The 14,872-nt window shown below is 71.7% G+C and carries 15 protein-coding genes; 12 read left to right on the top strand and 3 right to left on the bottom strand.

Annotated elements, in window-relative coordinates; all coding sequences use genetic code 11:
- Window positions 1-136: 136 nt before the first annotated feature.
- From ACIQVL_RS47630 to ACIQVL_RS47605, 6 genes are all read left to right on the top strand, one after another.
- Window positions 137-706 (top strand): PaaI family thioesterase, encoded by a 570-nt coding sequence (locus tag ACIQVL_RS47630; protein ID WP_403444205.1) that lies wholly within the window; start codon window positions 137-139, stop codon window positions 704-706.
- 5 nt (window positions 707-711) lie between these two features.
- Window positions 712-1,560 carry an enoyl-CoA hydratase-related protein gene (locus tag ACIQVL_RS47625; protein ID WP_403444207.1) on the top strand — a complete coding sequence of 283 codons (849 nt, stop codon included), beginning with the start codon at window positions 712-714 and terminating at the stop codon, window positions 1,558-1,560.
- A 73-nt stretch (window positions 1,561-1,633) separates the two neighbouring features.
- Entirely contained in the window at window positions 1,634-2,086 is a 453-nt protein-coding gene (locus ACIQVL_RS47620) for a MaoC family dehydratase N-terminal domain-containing protein (protein ID WP_403444209.1), read from the top strand.
- On the top strand, window positions 2,083-2,505 hold the full coding sequence (locus tag ACIQVL_RS47615; protein WP_403478745.1) for a MaoC/PaaZ C-terminal domain-containing protein: 423 nt from the start codon (window positions 2,083-2,085) through the stop codon (window positions 2,503-2,505). The genes ACIQVL_RS47620 and ACIQVL_RS47615 overlap by 4 nt, the downstream gene beginning before the upstream one ends.
- A gap of 4 nt (window positions 2,506-2,509) precedes the next feature.
- On the top strand, window positions 2,510-4,039 hold the full coding sequence (locus ACIQVL_RS47610) for a class I adenylate-forming enzyme family protein (protein ID WP_403478744.1): 1,530 nt from the start codon (window positions 2,510-2,512) through the stop codon (window positions 4,037-4,039).
- A complete protein-coding gene (locus tag ACIQVL_RS47605; protein ID WP_403478743.1) occupies window positions 4,032-5,126 on the top strand; it encodes a serine hydrolase domain-containing protein in 1,095 nt (364 codons plus the stop codon). The genes ACIQVL_RS47610 and ACIQVL_RS47605 overlap by 8 nt, the downstream gene beginning before the upstream one ends.
- A 38-nt stretch (window positions 5,127-5,164) precedes the next feature.
- Here the strand turns inward: ACIQVL_RS47605 and ACIQVL_RS47600 are convergent, their stop codons facing one another.
- Together ACIQVL_RS47600 and ACIQVL_RS47595 are read right to left on the bottom strand one after the other, a co-directional pair.
- The gene (locus ACIQVL_RS47600) at window positions 5,165-6,346 is read right to left on the bottom strand and encodes an amidohydrolase family protein (RefSeq protein ID WP_403478742.1); all 1,182 of its coding nucleotides are present in this window, start codon (window positions 6,344-6,346) and stop codon (window positions 5,165-5,167) included.
- A 142-nt stretch (window positions 6,347-6,488) separates the two neighbouring features.
- Window positions 6,489-7,292 (bottom strand): FadR/GntR family transcriptional regulator, encoded by an 804-nt coding sequence (locus tag ACIQVL_RS47595; protein WP_403444222.1) that lies wholly within the window; start codon window positions 7,290-7,292, stop codon window positions 6,489-6,491.
- Window positions 7,293-7,462: 170 nt separating this feature from the next.
- On the opposite strand from ACIQVL_RS47595, the gene ACIQVL_RS47590 reads away from it, so the two are divergent.
- On the top strand, window positions 7,463-8,311 hold the full coding sequence (locus ACIQVL_RS47590) for an enoyl-CoA hydratase-related protein (RefSeq protein WP_403444225.1): 849 nt from the start codon (window positions 7,463-7,465) through the stop codon (window positions 8,309-8,311).
- On the top strand, window positions 8,308-8,880 hold the full coding sequence (locus tag ACIQVL_RS47585; RefSeq protein ID WP_403478741.1) for a DUF2889 domain-containing protein: 573 nt from the start codon (window positions 8,308-8,310) through the stop codon (window positions 8,878-8,880). Before ACIQVL_RS47590 ends, ACIQVL_RS47585 begins: the two co-directional genes overlap by 4 nt.
- Here ACIQVL_RS47585 and ACIQVL_RS47580 read toward each other — a convergent pair.
- Entirely contained in the window at window positions 8,867-10,093 is a 1,227-nt protein-coding gene (locus ACIQVL_RS47580) for an acyl-CoA dehydrogenase family protein (protein ID WP_403478740.1), read from the bottom strand. The two genes, ACIQVL_RS47585 and ACIQVL_RS47580, sit on opposite strands and share 14 nt — an antisense overlap.
- Window positions 10,094-10,210: 117 nt before the next feature.
- Here ACIQVL_RS47580 and fabG point away from each other — a divergent pair, with 117 nt between their 5' ends.
- From fabG to ACIQVL_RS47560, 4 genes are read left to right on the top strand one after another with little or no spacing between them, the layout of a single operon-like run.
- The gene (gene fabG, locus ACIQVL_RS47575) at window positions 10,211-10,957 is read left to right on the top strand and encodes a 3-oxoacyl-ACP reductase FabG (RefSeq protein WP_403478739.1); all 747 of its coding nucleotides are present in this window, start codon (window positions 10,211-10,213) and stop codon (window positions 10,955-10,957) included.
- A 40-nt stretch (window positions 10,958-10,997) separates the two neighbouring features.
- Complete coding sequence (locus ACIQVL_RS47570; RefSeq protein ID WP_403478738.1) at window positions 10,998-12,221, top strand: acetyl-CoA C-acetyltransferase; 1,224 nt, start codon at window positions 10,998-11,000, stop codon at window positions 12,219-12,221.
- Window position 12,222: 1 nt separating this feature from the next.
- Complete coding sequence (locus ACIQVL_RS47565; protein ID WP_403478737.1) at window positions 12,223-13,662, top strand: OB-fold domain-containing protein; 1,440 nt, start codon at window positions 12,223-12,225, stop codon at window positions 13,660-13,662.
- Window positions 13,659-14,867 carry an acetyl-CoA acetyltransferase gene (locus ACIQVL_RS47560; protein WP_403478736.1) on the top strand — a complete coding sequence of 403 codons (1,209 nt, stop codon included), beginning with the start codon at window positions 13,659-13,661 and terminating at the stop codon, window positions 14,865-14,867. Before ACIQVL_RS47565 ends, ACIQVL_RS47560 begins: the two co-directional genes overlap by 4 nt.
- Window positions 14,868-14,872: the final 5 nt, after the last annotated feature.

Below are 14,872 nucleotides of genomic sequence, written 5' to 3'. Positions count from 1 at the left end.
AGGTCTCCCTCTGTTCAGAGCAACCAATGAGTTATATAAATAATACATCTAGCATCGGGATCACACCCCGCTTGATTGCTCAACTATCCAATTCATGTAACTATATGGCTCGGTCGAGGGACCGAAATCGGAGGGCATGCGGATGACCGTCGCGGCGAGGACCCTCACCGACCAGGAGCAGCGTGAACGACGGGTCTGGTTCCGGGCCCGCTGGGAGCGCGGGGTCGCCTTCAACCGCCACTGCCGCATCCGCGTGACCCGCTGGGACCCGGACGCCGTGGAGATCGTGCTGCCCTACGCCCCGTCCCTCTCCGCCCACGAGGACGTCTTCCACGGCGGGGTGGTCTCGGCGCTCATCGACACCGCCGGCGCCGGAGCCGTGATCGCCGGGCACGACTTCGCCAAGGGCAGCCGGCTCAGCACCGTGTCGATGTCGGTGCAGTACCTGGCGCCCGCCCGCGGCCGCGAGGCCGTCGCCTACGCGCGCTGCGTCCGGCGGGGCCACCGGCTGCACTTCGCCGACGTCGACGTGATGACCGACGGGGTCGTGTGTGCCCGGGGGCAGGTCGTCGTGACCATCTCCGGGGAACGGCCCGGCGTCGGCGACCCCATCGACGCCATCGGCTCCATCGATGGCACCGATGCCATCGAGCCCCTCGGCTCCATCGACCCCGCCGACCCCATCGAACCCCTGACGGAGGAGTGACCGCGATGCCCGAGGAGCCCGCCCAGGACGACCTGGTGCTGTACGAGGTCGACGAGGACGGCGTCGCCACCGTCACCCTCAACCGGCCCGAGCGCAAGAACGCCTGGAGCATCCCCATGGAGCGCCGCTTCTTCGCGCTCCTCGACGAGGCCGCGCAGGACCCGGCCGTCCGCGTCGTGATCGTCACGGGCGCGGGCAGGGCCTTCTGTCCGGGCATGGACGTCCAGCGCCTGGAACAGAACGCTCAACCCGGCCAGTCCCTCAACCTCCAGGCCCGCGTCCCCATGTACAGCAGGCGCAACCTGCCGAAGCCGGTGATCGCCGCCGTCAACGGCGCCTGCGCGGGCATCGGCCTGGTCCAGGCACTGATCTGCGACATCCGCTTCGCCGCCCGCGGCGCCCGCTTCACCACCGCCTTCACCCGGCGCGGCCTGGCCGGCGAGTACAACCTGCCGTACGTGCTGCCGCGCGTCATCGGCCTGGAGAACGCACTCGACCTGCTGCTGTCGGGACGCGTCTTCGACGCCGACGAGGCCAGGGAGCTGGGCCTGGTCAGCCGCGTCGTCGAACCCGAGGACCTGCTGGACGCCGCCCGCGCCTACGCCCGGGACATCGCCCGCAACTGCTCCCCACGCGCCATGGCCGTCATACGCCACCAGGTGTACGGCGACCTGGACCGCCCCTTCACCGACGCCCTGGCCCGCTCCTACTCCGCCATGGAGTTCTTCGCGGGCTCACCGGACTTCCGCGAGGGCGTGGCGAGCTTCGTGGAGAAGCGGGAGCCGAGGTTCGAGGGTCTGCCGGCGGACTTCGACCCGGACGAGGCCACGCGCGACGCGTTCCTGCCGTACTGACCCGCAGGTCCGGCGCCGACCTGCCGTACGGACCTGCTGTACCGACCTGCTGTTTCGAGCGAGGAGCACGACGATGACAGGGCAGCCGTTTCCCGTCGAGGCCGGGCACATCATGATGTTCGCCCGCGCCATCGGCGACGAGCACCCCGCGTACCAGGGCGATTCGGCCGTCGCCCCGCCCACCTTCACCATGGCGAGCGCCCACTACGACCCCGACTACCACCTGCGGCCCAAGCCGGGCCAGGAGTGGTTCGGGTCCGGCGGTGACGCCGGGGTGATGGCCGAGGGCGGCGGCGGGCTGCACGCCGAGCAGCACTTCGAGTACCACCGCCCGGTGCGCGCCGGCGAGACGCTCTACGCCCACACCGCCCCCGGACGCAGCTGGGAGAAGCAGGGCCGCAACGGCCGCCTGCTGTTCAGCGAGCGCATCACCGAGTACCTGGACGCGGACGGCGAGTCCGTCGTCAGCGCCGTGACCGTGGCCGTCGTGCCCGAGGGCCCCGCGACCCCGAAGGACGCCCGATGAGCCTGAGCACCGCGGACATCAAGGTCGGCGAGACCCGTGAGCGTGTCCTCGTCGGCGACCTGAAGCGCACCCGGATCGTGCAGTACGCGGGCGCCTCCGGCGACTTCAACCCGCTGCACACCGACGAACGGTTCGCCGTCGAAGCCGCGGGATACCCCGGCGTCTTCGCCCACGGCATGCTCACGATGGGCATGACCGGCCGGATCCTGACCGACTGGGTCGGCCCCGAGTCGCTGCTGCGCTACGGTGTGCGCTTCAAGGCCCAGGTCTGGCCCGGCGACACCCTCACCGCCACGGCCACCGTCGAGTCGATCGACGACACGCCCGACGCCCCGGCCGCCCACTTCACGCTGCGCACCGTCAACCAGCACGGCGTCGAGGTGGTCACCGGAACCGCGGTGGCCCGCCTGGAGCCCTGAGCCGATGGCCGGCAGGCAGCGGACCGGACAGGCGGCCACCTGGACCGACATGGTGAGCGGCGCCTACGACCACCCCCGCCCCGCCGTCCGCTTCGGAGACCAGACCTGGACCGGCAGAGAACTCCTCGACCGGGCGGCCGGTGCGGCCGACTGGCTCGAGACGATCGGTCCGGAGCCGGGCATCCCGATCCCGGCCCTGGTCGCCACCTCCGCCGACGCCCTCGCGCTGGTGGTCGGCGGCGCCGGATCCGGCCACCCGCTCGCCCCGCTGGGCGTCCGCATGACCGCGCACGAGATCGCCGCGGTGGTCAAGGAGATGCCGGCCCAGGTCGTGCTGGCGCAGCCCGAGTTCGCCGGCCTCGCCGGACAGGTCGCCCGGCTCGCCGGCCGACGGGTCGCCGTAGTGCCGCCCGAACTGCCCTTCGGGTCAAGGGCGTTGACGGCGCTCCCTGACGAACTCGCCGCCGTGCTGCACACCTCCGGGACGACCGGCCTGCCCAAACCCGTCCCCATGACCCAGCGACGCCTCGCCGCACGGGCCCGCGTCAACGGGCACCTCTGCGGGCTCGGCCCCGACAGCTTCTACGGCGGCAGTGCCCCCTTCCACCACATCGCGGGTCTCGGCAACATCGCCGTCGCCCTGGCCGCCGGCGCGCTGATCACCGGCCTGCCCCGCTTCACCGTCGAGGGCTGGAAGCTGCTGCGCGATCTCGGCACCACGCACACCAGCATGGTTCCGGCCATGCTGGAGACCCTGCTGGCCGCGGGTGAGGCACGGCACGAGACCCTGCGGACCCTCCAGTACGGGGGCGCGCCCGTCCGACCCGGCACCCTGCGCCGGACGTACGAGGCGATGCCCGGCGTCCGCATGCTCAACATGTTCGGCCAGACCGAGGGCTCGCCGATCAGCGTGCTCACCCCCGAGGACCACCGCGAGGCGGTCGCGGGGCGCACCGAGCTGCTGCGCTCGGTGGGACGCCCCGCCCCCGGGGTCGAGGTCAGGGTCGAGGGCGCGGGGCCGGACGGCGTCGGGGAGATCCACGCCCGCGCCGACCATTTCTTCCGGATCGACGCCGAGGGCTGGCTGCACAGCGGCGACCTGGGCCGCATCGCGGAGGACGGTTACCTCTACCTCCTCGGCCGACGCACGGACATGATCATCCGCGGTGGTGAGAACGTCCATCCGCTGGAGGTCGAGACGGTCCTGGCCGCGCATCCCGGCGTGGCGGACGCGGCGGTGACCGGCGTGCCCGACGAGCGGCTCGGACAGACGGTCGTCGCCTTCGTCGTACCGGCCGACCCCGGCGCCCCGCCACCGCCGGCGGCCCTCAGGAGTCACACCCGCGCCAGGCTGTCCGGGTTCAAGGTCCCCGTCCGCTGGTGGTTCGTGGCCGACCTGCCGCGCAACGCCAACGGCAAGGTCGTACGGCGTCGCCTGCGGGAGCCGCACGAATCGCATGAGCCATGCGAGCCATACGAGCTGAACAGACCGAGTGAGCCGAACGAGCCGAACGAAGGAGGATCAAGTGCCTGAACCCGTCGACCCGGAGCGACTCGACACCCTTCTCCACCGCATCCGCCGTGAGGTCGAGCACGGACCGTTGCCGTCCGCGCAGGTGGCCGTCGCCCGCGACGGCCGGCTGGTGGCCTTCGAGACCTACGGCGACGCGCACGCCGGCACCCGGTACGTCCTCCAGTCGGTCGGACGGTCGATCGTGGCCGGCGTGGTGTGGAAGCTGATCGGGGAGGGACTCCTCGACGTGGGCGAGCGAGTGGCCGCGATCATCCCGGAGTTCGCGCCGAACGGGAAGGAGGTGGTGACGGTCGAGCAGGTGCTCACGCACACCGCCGGATTCCCCTTCGCCCCCCTCGGCCATCCCAAGACGCTCGACCGTGAGCAGCGGCTCGCCGCCTTCGGGCGCTGGCGGCTGGACTACCCGCCGGGCAGCCGCTTCCAGTTCCACCTCACGTCGGCCGCCTGGCTCATCGCCGAGATCGTCGAGCGGCGTACAGGCCTCGCCTTCGCGGACTACCTGCGCGAGCGGGTCGTACGGCCGCTCGGCCTGGCGTCGATCGAGCTCGGGGTGCCGGTGGACCGGCAGCAGGGCAGCGTCGCCCCGATGCTCGCCACCGACCGCACCGGCGACGACCAGGAGCCCGACCCGTGGGGACCGTGGTACCTGTCCGACCCGGAGGTCCTGGCGGCCGGTGAACCCAGCCACGCCCTGGTCGCCACCGCCGCCGATGTCGCCCTGTACTTCCAGGCGCTGGTGCACTCGGGCCTGTGGAAGCCGGAGGCGGTGGCGGAGGGGACCAGGGTCCGGCTGACGGACCATCCGTACGGGGAGCGGATCTACGGGGGCGGCGGCGGTCGCCGCACCAGCATGGGGCTGTTCGTGACCGTGGCGGGCCCCGACGCGGGGAGCAACCTGCCGGCGACCGGCTCGCAGGCGCTGTTCGGCAGCGCCGGCGCCGCGTACCAACTGGGCTTCATGGACCCGGTGTCCGGCCTGTCCTTCGCCTGCCTGAGCAACGGTTACCCGCTCGCCGGCTACGACCACTCGCCGCGCGGCACCGCCCTGCTCGCCGACGTCGCGAACCTGGCGGCGGGCCTGGCCTGACCGACCGGGCCCGCCGCCAGGCGGGTTCCTCGCCCGGCTCAGCGCGTGATCAGCTGCTGGGCGTTGTGGAACATGATGTCGTCCTGCGCGGGCTCGTCGAGCTCCGCGATGAGCTTGCGGAAGTCCGCCGGCTCGGCCAGGCCCTCCGCGTGCGGGAAGTCGGAGCCCATGACGATGGACTCGTGGTGGCCGAGCCGCCTGACGACGTCCACGATGTCGTCCTCGGGGTAGGGCACCACGCGGATGTGCTTGCGGAAGACCTGGCTGGGCCGCTCGTCCAACTGCCCGCCGATCCACGGGCCGTTGCGGCCCATGCCCCGGCTCTTGTCCATGTGGCGCACGAAGTGCGGCACCCACTCGGAGCCGAACTCGGAGACCAGGACGTTGATGTCGGGGAAACGCCCGAAGAGGTTGTCGAAGATCAGCGCGGACAGCGTCTCCTCGATGGGACGCTGGCCGTAGGTGTTCTGCCACTGCCAGGCCGACATCCGGAAGTGGATCGGGTGCGGGTCGAAGCCCCAGGAGGGGGCCACCTGCGAGTTGTAGTAGAACTCGCTGATGTGGTAGCAGACACTGGCCTTGGCCTCGTTGACCAGCTTCCAGAACGGGTCGAAGTACGGGTCGCCCGGCGAGCGGCCGTACACCGGTCCGGTGGGCAGCAGGAGGAAGCGGGCGCCCTGTTCCAGGACGTACTCCAACTCCTTGACCGCGCTGGGCAGATCACGCAGCGACAGCAGGGCGGGGGCGTAGATGCGGCTCTGGTGGTCGAAGCCCCACACCTCGTTCATGTACCGGTTGAACGAGTGGTAGTTGGCGTAGAGGGGCTCGACGCCCTTCACGTACTCCTCGGCGACCAGGGCCCAGCCGCCCGGGTACATGATGCTCTGGTCCAGGCCCTGCTCGTCCATGACCCGCAGCCGGGCCTCGCGGTTCTGGTACGACTCGTGCATCGGCTCGAACTGGTACGTCTCCTCCGGATTGCCCGAGGCCATCGCCTTGAGCATCTCCTTGAGCGAACCGGGACGGTAGACCTGCCCGAACTCGGGCTCCAGGCACACGACGATCCGGTCACCGGCGAGGATCACCTCACGCCCGTCCGGCAGTGTCACCGGTGCGACCGCCGCGCCGAGGAACTCCTTCGGGAGGTAGCGGGTGAAGGAGTCCCGTTCCTCGTACATGTGCTGGTCGCAGTCGAAGATTCGCTTGCGCTGTTCGGCCATGGCCGTCGCCTCCGGACCCCAGGAGCTATTCAGTACGCCTTCTATAATTATCTAACTGTTTCTCGGAGGCAAGGGGTCCGTGCGGAGTGGCCCCGCCGGATGTGTGTACGTCGAGGGGCCGGGCTGGGACTGCTGCGGTGGGTCAGTCGATGAGTTCGAGCACCGTCTTGGGGCCGGCGGAGTTCACCACGTCGTCGGCGCTGGAGATGTGCCGCTGCCAGAGCTTCTCGGCCTCGTCGGCCTTGCCGGACTCGATCAGGCCGACCAGCCGGACGTGCGCCCGGTGCCCCTTGAGGGCCTGCGCCTTCTGGGTCTCGGCGTCCGTGGCGGCCGCGGTGTACGAGGCGTTGGCGCGGTCGATGATGTTGCGCACCATGCCGCACAGCAGGATCAGGGTCTGGTTGCCGGTGAGCTCGACCAGCAGGGCGTGGAAGGTGTCCTGCGCCTCGACCAGGGCCAGGGGGTCCTCCAGGACGGCCTTCTCGGCGGCCACCGCCTCGCGCAGCCGCTTGATGTCGGCCGCGGTGTGCTTGGTCGCGAGCTGGCGGGCGCAGGGCGGCTCGATGAGGGCCGCCGCGCGGTAGAGGTCGCCCAGGGTGGCGCCCCGGTACTCGAGGATCAGGCCGGCGAAGCGGGCGGCGACGTCCGCGTCGGGCGCGCTCACCCGGGCACCGCCGTGCGCGCCGCGGCGCACCGTGATCAGGGACTCCGACTCCAGGACGCGGAAGGCCTCGCGCAGGGTCGGCCGGGAGATGCCGAACTGTTCCATCAGTCCCGACTCCGGCGGCAGCGCGTCGCCCGGCTTCAGCTCGCCCCGGACGATCTGGCGGCGCAGGTGGGCGGCGACCAGTTCGGCGGTCTTCGGTACCCGCACCTGGCGGCCGACGCGGCCGCGGGAAGGGGCGGGCACGATCGCCGTTTCGCTTGCGCGGGCTGCCTCGGCCACGGTGGGCTCCTCATATAGCAAAATGAATCGTCTTAGTGCATCGAGGGTACCAGGTCAAGAGGCGGTTGATCTTCTCTCGTCGGGATCCGGTCTGGCGTCCTGGCTGCGGTGGGTATATAGATGATTCATCTATCTATAAATCAGCCGACCGGCCCGCGGGAGTGACCTCGATGACCGAGAATTCGACCCCGGTGATCCTCACCGAGCTCACCGACGACGGTGTCATGCTCCTCACCCTGAACCGGCCGGAACGGCACAACGCCTGGACGCTGGAGATGGAGCTGCTCTACAACGAGCTGTTCGACCGGGCGGAGGCGGACCCACGGGTGCGGGCGATGGTGCTCACCGGCGCCGGGCGCAGCTTCTGCCCCGGGATGGACATGAGCGTCCTGGACGGGGCCTCGTCCGGCGCCCGGCCGTGGCCCACCGGCCAACTGCCCCCGCGCACCCGCCCCATGTCCTTTCCGAAGCCCGTCGTGGCGGCCGTCAACGGCGCCTGCGCGGGCATCGGGTTCAACCAGGCCCTGATGTGCGACGTCCGGTTCGCCGTGCCGCACGCCAGGTTCGCCGCCGCCTTCAGCGCGCGCGGGCTGGTGGCCGAGGACGGCGTGTCCTGGATCCTGCCCCGGCTGGTCGGCTACGGCAACGCCGCCGACCTGCTGTTGTCCTCGCGCCGCCTCACCGGGACGGAGGCCCTCTCGATGGGCCTCGTCAACCGCCTCGCCGAGCCGGACGACCTCCTCCCGCAGGCCCTCGCCTACGCGGGCGAACTGGCCCGCTCGGCCAGCCCGTACGCGATGTCCCTGATCAAGCGGCAGCTCGCCGACGACCAGGCGAGAACCTTCACCGAGAGCCGCGACCACGCCGCCGGCCTGCTGGCCACGGCGAAACGCGCCCCGGACTACCGCGAGGGCGTGCTCAGCTTCATCGAGCGCCGCCCGCCGGTCTTCCCGGCGCTGGGAGAGGGCGTTTCGGTGCCGGAGGGGGATCTGCCGGAGCTGGAGGAGACCTCGTCATGACACACGCCGAACTCCCGCTGCACCGTCGCACGATCACCGTGACCGCCTACCAGGAGGACGGCGGCGAGATCTCGGTCGAGGCGGAACTGCGTGACGAACGCCCCTGGGAGCAGCCGCCGGGCGGGGTCGTCCACCGCATGGTGCTGGCCGTGCGGGTGCGCCTCGCGGACATGGTGATCGTGGCGGCCGAGGCGGGCATGAAGGACTTTCCGCACGCAGAGTGCCCGCTGATCACGCCGGCCTTCGACCAGCTGGTGGGGCTCGGCGTCGCCGCCGGCTACAACCGGGCCGTCCAGGACCGGTTCCGGGGAGTGTCCGGGTGCACCCACCTGTACGAACTGTCCCGCGCGCTCGGCCCGGCCGTCGTCCAGTCGGCCATCTCGGCCCGCAACCGCGCGGCCGGCCCGGCGTCCCACGACCCGCGCGCCACCGCCCGGGTGCTGAACAGCTGCCACATCTGGGCGCCGGACGGCGTCGGCCTGCGCAAGCTCGACGCGGGCTGGGTCCCGGGCCCCGGCCCGCGCCCGGTCCCGGAACTCGGCCACTTCCAGGGGGCTACGGACGCGTGAGCCGGGGCTCGCGCGGCAGACCCAGCACCTTCTCCGCGAGGATGTTCCGCTGCACCTGGGACGTCCCCGCGTAGATCGTGCCGGAGCGGGCGATCAGGTACGTCGTCGACCAGGACCCCGAGGTGTTGGCGGCACCGGGGTCGTCCGTGCGGTAGGTGCGCAGCGGCGGTCGGCCGAGGGGTACCTGGCCGTGCAGGCCCATGATGTCCATCGCCAGGTCGGTGACCTCGGTGTGGTACTCGCTCCAGTACAGCTTGGCGATCGACGACTCGGGACCGGGCTCGGCGCCCTTGAGCCAGCCGGTGAGAATCCGGTAGCCGAGGCAGCGCATGATCTCCACCTTGGACCAGCACCAGGCGATCCGCTGCCGGACAACCGGATCCCGGTCCTTGCCGTACAGCCGCGCGAGCTCCACGAGGCGCTCCACCTCGGCCCGGAACAGGATCGGGTTGGTCGCCGCCTCCTCCCCGCGTTCCACGCCCAGCAGGCTCTGGGCGACCGCCCAGCCGTTGTCCACGCCGCCGACGACCAGATCGCCGCGGGTGCGGGCGCCGTCGAAGAAGACCTCGTTGAAGTGCAGCTGCCCGCTCATCATGCGGAACGGCCTCACCTCGACCCCGGGTTGGCCGAGCGGCACGAGGAGGAAGGAGATGCCGCGGTGCCTGGGGGCGTCCGGGTTCGTGCGGGCCAGGACGAAGATCCAGTCGCTGTGGTGGGCGCCGGAGGTCCACACCTTCTGGCCGTCGATCGCCCACTCCCCGCCGTCCCGCACCGCCCGGGTCTTCAGCGAGGCCAGGTCGGATCCCGCGTCCGGCTCCGAGTACCCCTGGCACCAGGTGTCCTCGCCGCTGAGGATGCGGGGGAGGAACCGGCTCTTCTGCTCCTCGGTGCCCCAGCGCAGCAGCGTGTTCGCCAGCATCTTCACGCCGAAGGTGTCCTGCGGCAGCCCGAACGGCACACCGGCCAGGGCGAGTTCCTCCATCAGCACGACCTGGTGGAGCTTGGACAGGCCCCGGCCGCCGTACCGCTCGGGCCAGGTGAGGGAGAGGTAGCCGCGCTCGACGAGCCGGCGGCGCCAGTCCCGTGCGAAGGCCCAGGCGGCCTCCTCGTCCAGGGCGCCGATGCCCTTCCAGCCCGGCGGCAGCGTCCCGGTGAGGAACGCCCTGACCTCGGCGCGAAACGTCTCGGTCTCGGGGGGATAGCTGATGTCCACCTGTGTTCCGCTCCTCGTCCGGTCCTGCCCGCACAGCTGATCGCTGTATTGATTGTTTCAGCATAATAGGTTATCTATTTAAGAGGAATGGTGTCGAGTGGTCGGAGGCGGGCGGACATGGGACTGCTGGACGGCCGGAACGCCGTGATCACCGGCGGCGCACAGGGCATCGGTTTCGAGATCGCCGGCGTCCTCGGTGCCGAAGGGGCGCGCGTCGTCCTCGGCGACATCGACGGGGCCGCCGCGGCCGAGGCCGCCGGCCGCCTCGCGAAGAACGGCGTGGCCGCCACCTCGGTGCGCTGCGACGTCACCGACGAGGACGAGGTCGCCGCCCTCGTGGCCCACTGCGCCGACACCTTCGGCCCGGTCGGCGTCATGGTCAACAACGCCGGGATCACCCGGGACGCCACCCTGCGCAAGATGTCCCTCACCGACTTCCGCGCCGTCGTCGACGTCCACCTCACCGGCGCATGGAACGGCACCCGGTACGCCGCCGAGGCGATGCGCGCGCACGGCCGGGGCGGCAGCATCGTCAACATCTCCTCCATCGCCGGCAAGGTCGGCAACTTCGGGCAGACCAACTACAGCGCCGCCAAGGCCGGACTGGTCGGCCTCACCAAGGCCTCCGCCAAGGAACTCGCGAAGGCGAGCATCCGGGTCAACGCCGTCCAGCCCGGCCTGATCCGCACCGCCATGACCGAGGCGATGCCCCCGGCCGCCTGGGACGCCAAGCTCGCCGAGATCCCGCTCGGCCGCGCGGGCGAACCCGCGGAGGTCGCCCAGGCCGTCCTCTTCCTCGCCTCCGACCTGGCGAGCTACGTCACCGGAGCCGTGGTCGAGGTGACCGGCGGCCGGTACATGTGAGCGGCCGTCCCCCCGTACCCGCTGATGAAAGGCATGACGGATGCGTGACGCGGTGATCTGCGAACCGGTACGAACCCCGGTCGGGGGCTACGGGGGAGTCTTCCGCGAGGTGACCGCGACCCACCTCGCGGCCACCGTCGTACGGGCCGTCCTGGAGCGCACCGGGATCCCGCCCACGGCAGTCGACGACGTGCTCCTCGGCCAGTGCTACCCCAACGGCGAGGCCCCCGCCATCGGCCGCGTCGCCGCCCTGGACGCCGGGCTCCCGGTCGAGGTACCGGGTTTGCAGATCGACCGCCGCTGCGGCTCCGGACTCCAGGCGGTCATTACCGCGGCGATGCAGGTGCAGACCGGCGCGAGCGACCTCGTCCTGGCCGGCGGCACCGAGTCGATGAGCCAGGCCGAGTTCTACACCACCGACGTGCGCTGGGGGGTCCGCGGCGCGGGCACCACGCTGCACGACCGGCTGGCCCGTGGCCGGGTCACGTCCGGCGGCGTCAACCACCCCGTGCCCGGCGGCATGCTGGAGACGGCGGAGAACCTGCGCCGCGCGTACGCCATCTCCCGCGAGGAACAGGACGAACTCGCCCTGCGCTCGCACGAGAAGGCCGTCGCCGCCCAGCGCGAGGGCCGGTTCGCCGACGAGATCGTGCCCGTCACCGTACGGACCAGGAAGGGCGAGAGCGTCGTCGACACCGACGAACACCCGCGCCCCGACTCCTCGTTGGAGAAGCTCGCCCGGCTGCGTCCGGTGCTCGGACGGCAGGATTCCGAGGCCACCGTCACGGCGGGCAACGCCAGCGGACAGAACGACGGTGCCGCCCTCTGCGTCGTGACCCACCCGGACCGCGCCGCCGAACTCGGGCTGCGCCCGCTGGCCCGCCTGGTCTCCTGGGCCGTCGTCGGCGTGCCGCCCCGGACGATGGGCATCGGGCCCGTGCCCGCCACGGCCAGGGCCCTGGACCGCGCGGGCCTGAAACTCGCCGACATCGACCTGATCGAACTCAACGAGGCCTTCGCCGCCCAGGTGCTGGCCTGCACCCGTGAATGGGCCCTGACCGAGGCCGACTTCGAGCGGTTCAACGTCAACGGCTCCGGCATCTCGCTCGGCCACCCGGTCGGAGCCACCGGCGGCCGCATCCTCGCCACCCTGCTGCGCGAACTGGACCGCCGTCAGGCCCGCTACGGCCTGGAGACCATGTGCCTCGGCGGCGGCCAGGGCCTCGCCGCGGTCTTCGAACACACAGCCCACGGAGGACGTTGACATGGCCGGACTGATCGCCTACGGCGCGCATGTGCCGTACCACCGCCTGGCCCGGACGGATGTCGCCGCCGCCCTCGGTACACCCGCCGCCAGGGGCACGCGCACCGTCGCGGGCTATGACGAGGACACCACGTCCATGGCCGTGGAGGCTGCCCGCACGGCCCTGGCCTGCGGCGATCTACGCCCCCGCATCAGCCAGCTCTTCCTGGCCACCGCCGCGCCGGCGTACCTCGACAAGTCGAACGCCACCGCCGTGCACGCGGCCCTCGGCCTGGACCCGCACGTCCTCGCCGCCGACATGGCCGGCTCCGTGCGCTCCGGGCTCGGCGCGCTGGTCACCGCCGCCCGCTCCCCGGTCCCCACCCTCGCCGTCCTCTCCGACCTGCGCACCGGCCTGCCCGGCGGCACGGACGAGAGCGCGGGCGGCGACGGGGCCGCGGCGTTCGTCTTCGGCGGGCACCGCAACGGCACCCCCGTGCTCGCCGAACTGCTCGCCCACGACACCGTCAGCGACGAGATCCTCGACCGCTGGCGGCTGCCCGGCGCCCCCGCCTCCCGGGTCTGGGAGGAGCGGTTCGCCGAGGAGATCTACGTGTCCCTCGCCGACAAGGCGCTGACCGCGGCCCTCGACCACGCCGGTCTGGACCGGGACGCGATCGACCACCTCGTCGTCAGCGGCCTGCACGCGCGCGCGTGCGCGACCGTCCGGCGCACGGCGGGTGTGCGGCCCGAGGCGGTCACCGCCGACCTCGCCGGCACGATCGGCAACGCCGGCACCGCCCAGCCCGGCCTCCTCCTCGCCGACGTCCTCGACCGGGCACGCCCCGGGGAGCTGATCGCCCTCGTCGTGCTCGGCGACGGTGCCGGCGTCCTCCTGCTGCGCACCACCGAGGCCCTTCCCGCGCACCGCAGTCCCCGCCCGGTCGCCGCCCAGATCGCCGCGGGCAGCCCACCGATTCCCTACGCCGCCTACCTCTCCTGGCGCGGTCTGCTCGACCGCGAGCCGCCCCGCAGGCCGGACCCGGAACCGCCCTACGCCCCGCCCGCGCACCGCCGCACCGGCTGGAAGTACGGCTTCGTCGCCGCCCGCTGCGAGAAGTGCGGCACCCGGCACCTGCCGCCCGACCGGGTGTGCCGCTCGTGCCACGCCGTCGACGCCATGACCGACGAGCCGATGGACGCCGTACGCGGCACGGTGGCGACGTTCACCGTGGACCGGCTGGCGTACACACCGAGCCCGCCGATGCTCGTCGTGGTCGTCGACTACGACGGCGGCGGCCGGTTCCGCTGCCAGCTGACCGACGCGACCGAGGCCGACGCCGTCATCGGCGCCCGGGTCGAGATGACCTTCCGGCGCACGGTCACCGCGTCCGGCATCCACAACTACTTCTGGAAGGCCCGGCCGGTGCGCACGGGCGAGACCGAGGAGACACAGGGATGAGCTCGCACGGAATCCGGGACCGGGTCGCGATCGTCGGCATGGGCTGCACGCCCTTCGGCGAGCACTGGACCCGCTCGGCGGACGATCTGCTGGTGGACGCCGTCGGCGAGGCGGTGACCTCGGCCGGCATCACGCTCGACGACATCGACGCGTTCTGGTTCGGCACCCAGGCCTCCGGCGTCTCCGGACTGACCCTGAGCCGCACGCTCCGCCTGCCCAACAAGCCGGTCACCCGCGTCGAGAACATGTGCGCGACCGGCTCCGAGGCCCTGCGCAACGCCTGTTACGCCGTCGCCTCGGGCGCCTACGACGTGGCGATGGCGGTCGGCGTGGAGAAGCTCAAGGACTCCGGCATGTCCGGGCTGTCCGGCACCGCCGTCCCCGGCGCGGGCGACGACAGCCGCGGCGAGATCACCGCTCCCGCCAACTTCTCCCTCCTCGCCCCCGCCTACGCCGCCAAGTACGGCCTCGCGGAAGCGGAGCTGAAGGACGTCATCACCCGCATCGCCTGGAAGAACCACGTCAACGGCGCCCGCAACCCCCGTGCCCAGTTCCGCAAGGAGGTGCCGCTGGCACGCATCCGGTCGGCCCCGATCGTCGCGGGCATGCTCGGCGTGTTCGACTGCTCGGGCGTCTCGGACGGTTCGGCGGCCGCGATCGTCGTACGCGCCGAGGACGCCCACCGGTACACGGACAGACCGATCTTCGTGAAGGCACTGTCCTTCGTCGCCGGCCCGGCGGACGGACTCCTCGACCCGGAGTACGACTTCACCACCTTCCCCGAGGTCGTCGCCTGCGCCGAGGAGGCCTACCGGCAGGCCGGCATCACCGACCCGCGCGCCGAACTCGCGCTCGCCGAGGTGCACGACTGCTTCACGCCCACGGAACTGGTGCTGATGGAGGACCTAGGCTTCTCCGAACGCGGCCAGGCCTGGAAGGACGTCACCAGCGGGTCGTTCGACCTGGACGGCCCGCTGCCGGTCAACCCGGACGGCGGCCTCAAGGCCTTCGGCCACCCCATCGGCGCCTCTGGCCTGCGCATGATGTTCGAGGCCTGGCTCCAACTGCGCGGCGAGGCACCGCCGGAGCGGACGGTGAAGTCCGTGGCCGAGGGACGCTCGCTCGCCCTCACCCACAACCTCGGCGGCGGCCCCGGCGAATGCGTCTCCTTCGTGTCCGTCGTCGGCAGCGAACTCACCGATTAGGAAAG

Source organism: Streptomyces sp. NPDC090499 (assembly GCF_044769305.1).
In the GTDB taxonomy this organism is placed as follows: domain Bacteria; phylum Actinomycetota; class Actinomycetes; order Streptomycetales; family Streptomycetaceae; genus Streptomyces.
This window is presented reverse-complemented; position numbering and strand designations above follow the sequence as displayed.

Bases quoted from the DNA above. Each gene is read 5' to 3' on its own strand.
- ACIQVL_RS47630 (WP_403444205.1), top strand. From the start codon at position 137: ATGCGGATGACCGTCGCGGCGAGGACCCTCACCGACCAGGAGCAGCGT.
- ACIQVL_RS47625 (WP_403444207.1), top strand. From the start codon at position 712: ATGCCCGAGGAGCCCGCCCAGGACGACCTGGTGCTGTACGAGGTCGAC.
- ACIQVL_RS47620 (WP_403444209.1), top strand. From the start codon at position 1,634: ATGACAGGGCAGCCGTTTCCCGTCGAGGCCGGGCACATCATGATGTTC.
- ACIQVL_RS47615 (WP_403478745.1), top strand. From the start codon at position 2,083: ATGAGCCTGAGCACCGCGGACATCAAGGTCGGCGAGACCCGTGAGCGT.
- ACIQVL_RS47610 (WP_403478744.1), top strand. From the start codon at position 2,510: ATGGCCGGCAGGCAGCGGACCGGACAGGCGGCCACCTGGACCGACATG.
- ACIQVL_RS47600 (WP_403478742.1), bottom strand. From the start codon at position 6,346: ATGGCCGAACAGCGCAAGCGAATCTTCGACTGCGACCAGCACATGTAC.
- ACIQVL_RS47590 (WP_403444225.1), top strand. From the start codon at position 7,463: ATGACCGAGAATTCGACCCCGGTGATCCTCACCGAGCTCACCGACGAC.
- ACIQVL_RS47585 (WP_403478741.1), top strand. From the start codon at position 8,308: ATGACACACGCCGAACTCCCGCTGCACCGTCGCACGATCACCGTGACC.
- fabG (WP_403478739.1), top strand. From the start codon at position 10,211: ATGGGACTGCTGGACGGCCGGAACGCCGTGATCACCGGCGGCGCACAG.
- ACIQVL_RS47570 (WP_403478738.1), top strand. From the start codon at position 10,998: ATGCGTGACGCGGTGATCTGCGAACCGGTACGAACCCCGGTCGGGGGC.
- ACIQVL_RS47565 (WP_403478737.1), top strand. From the start codon at position 12,223: ATGGCCGGACTGATCGCCTACGGCGCGCATGTGCCGTACCACCGCCTG.
- ACIQVL_RS47560 (WP_403478736.1), top strand. From the start codon at position 13,659: ATGAGCTCGCACGGAATCCGGGACCGGGTCGCGATCGTCGGCATGGGC.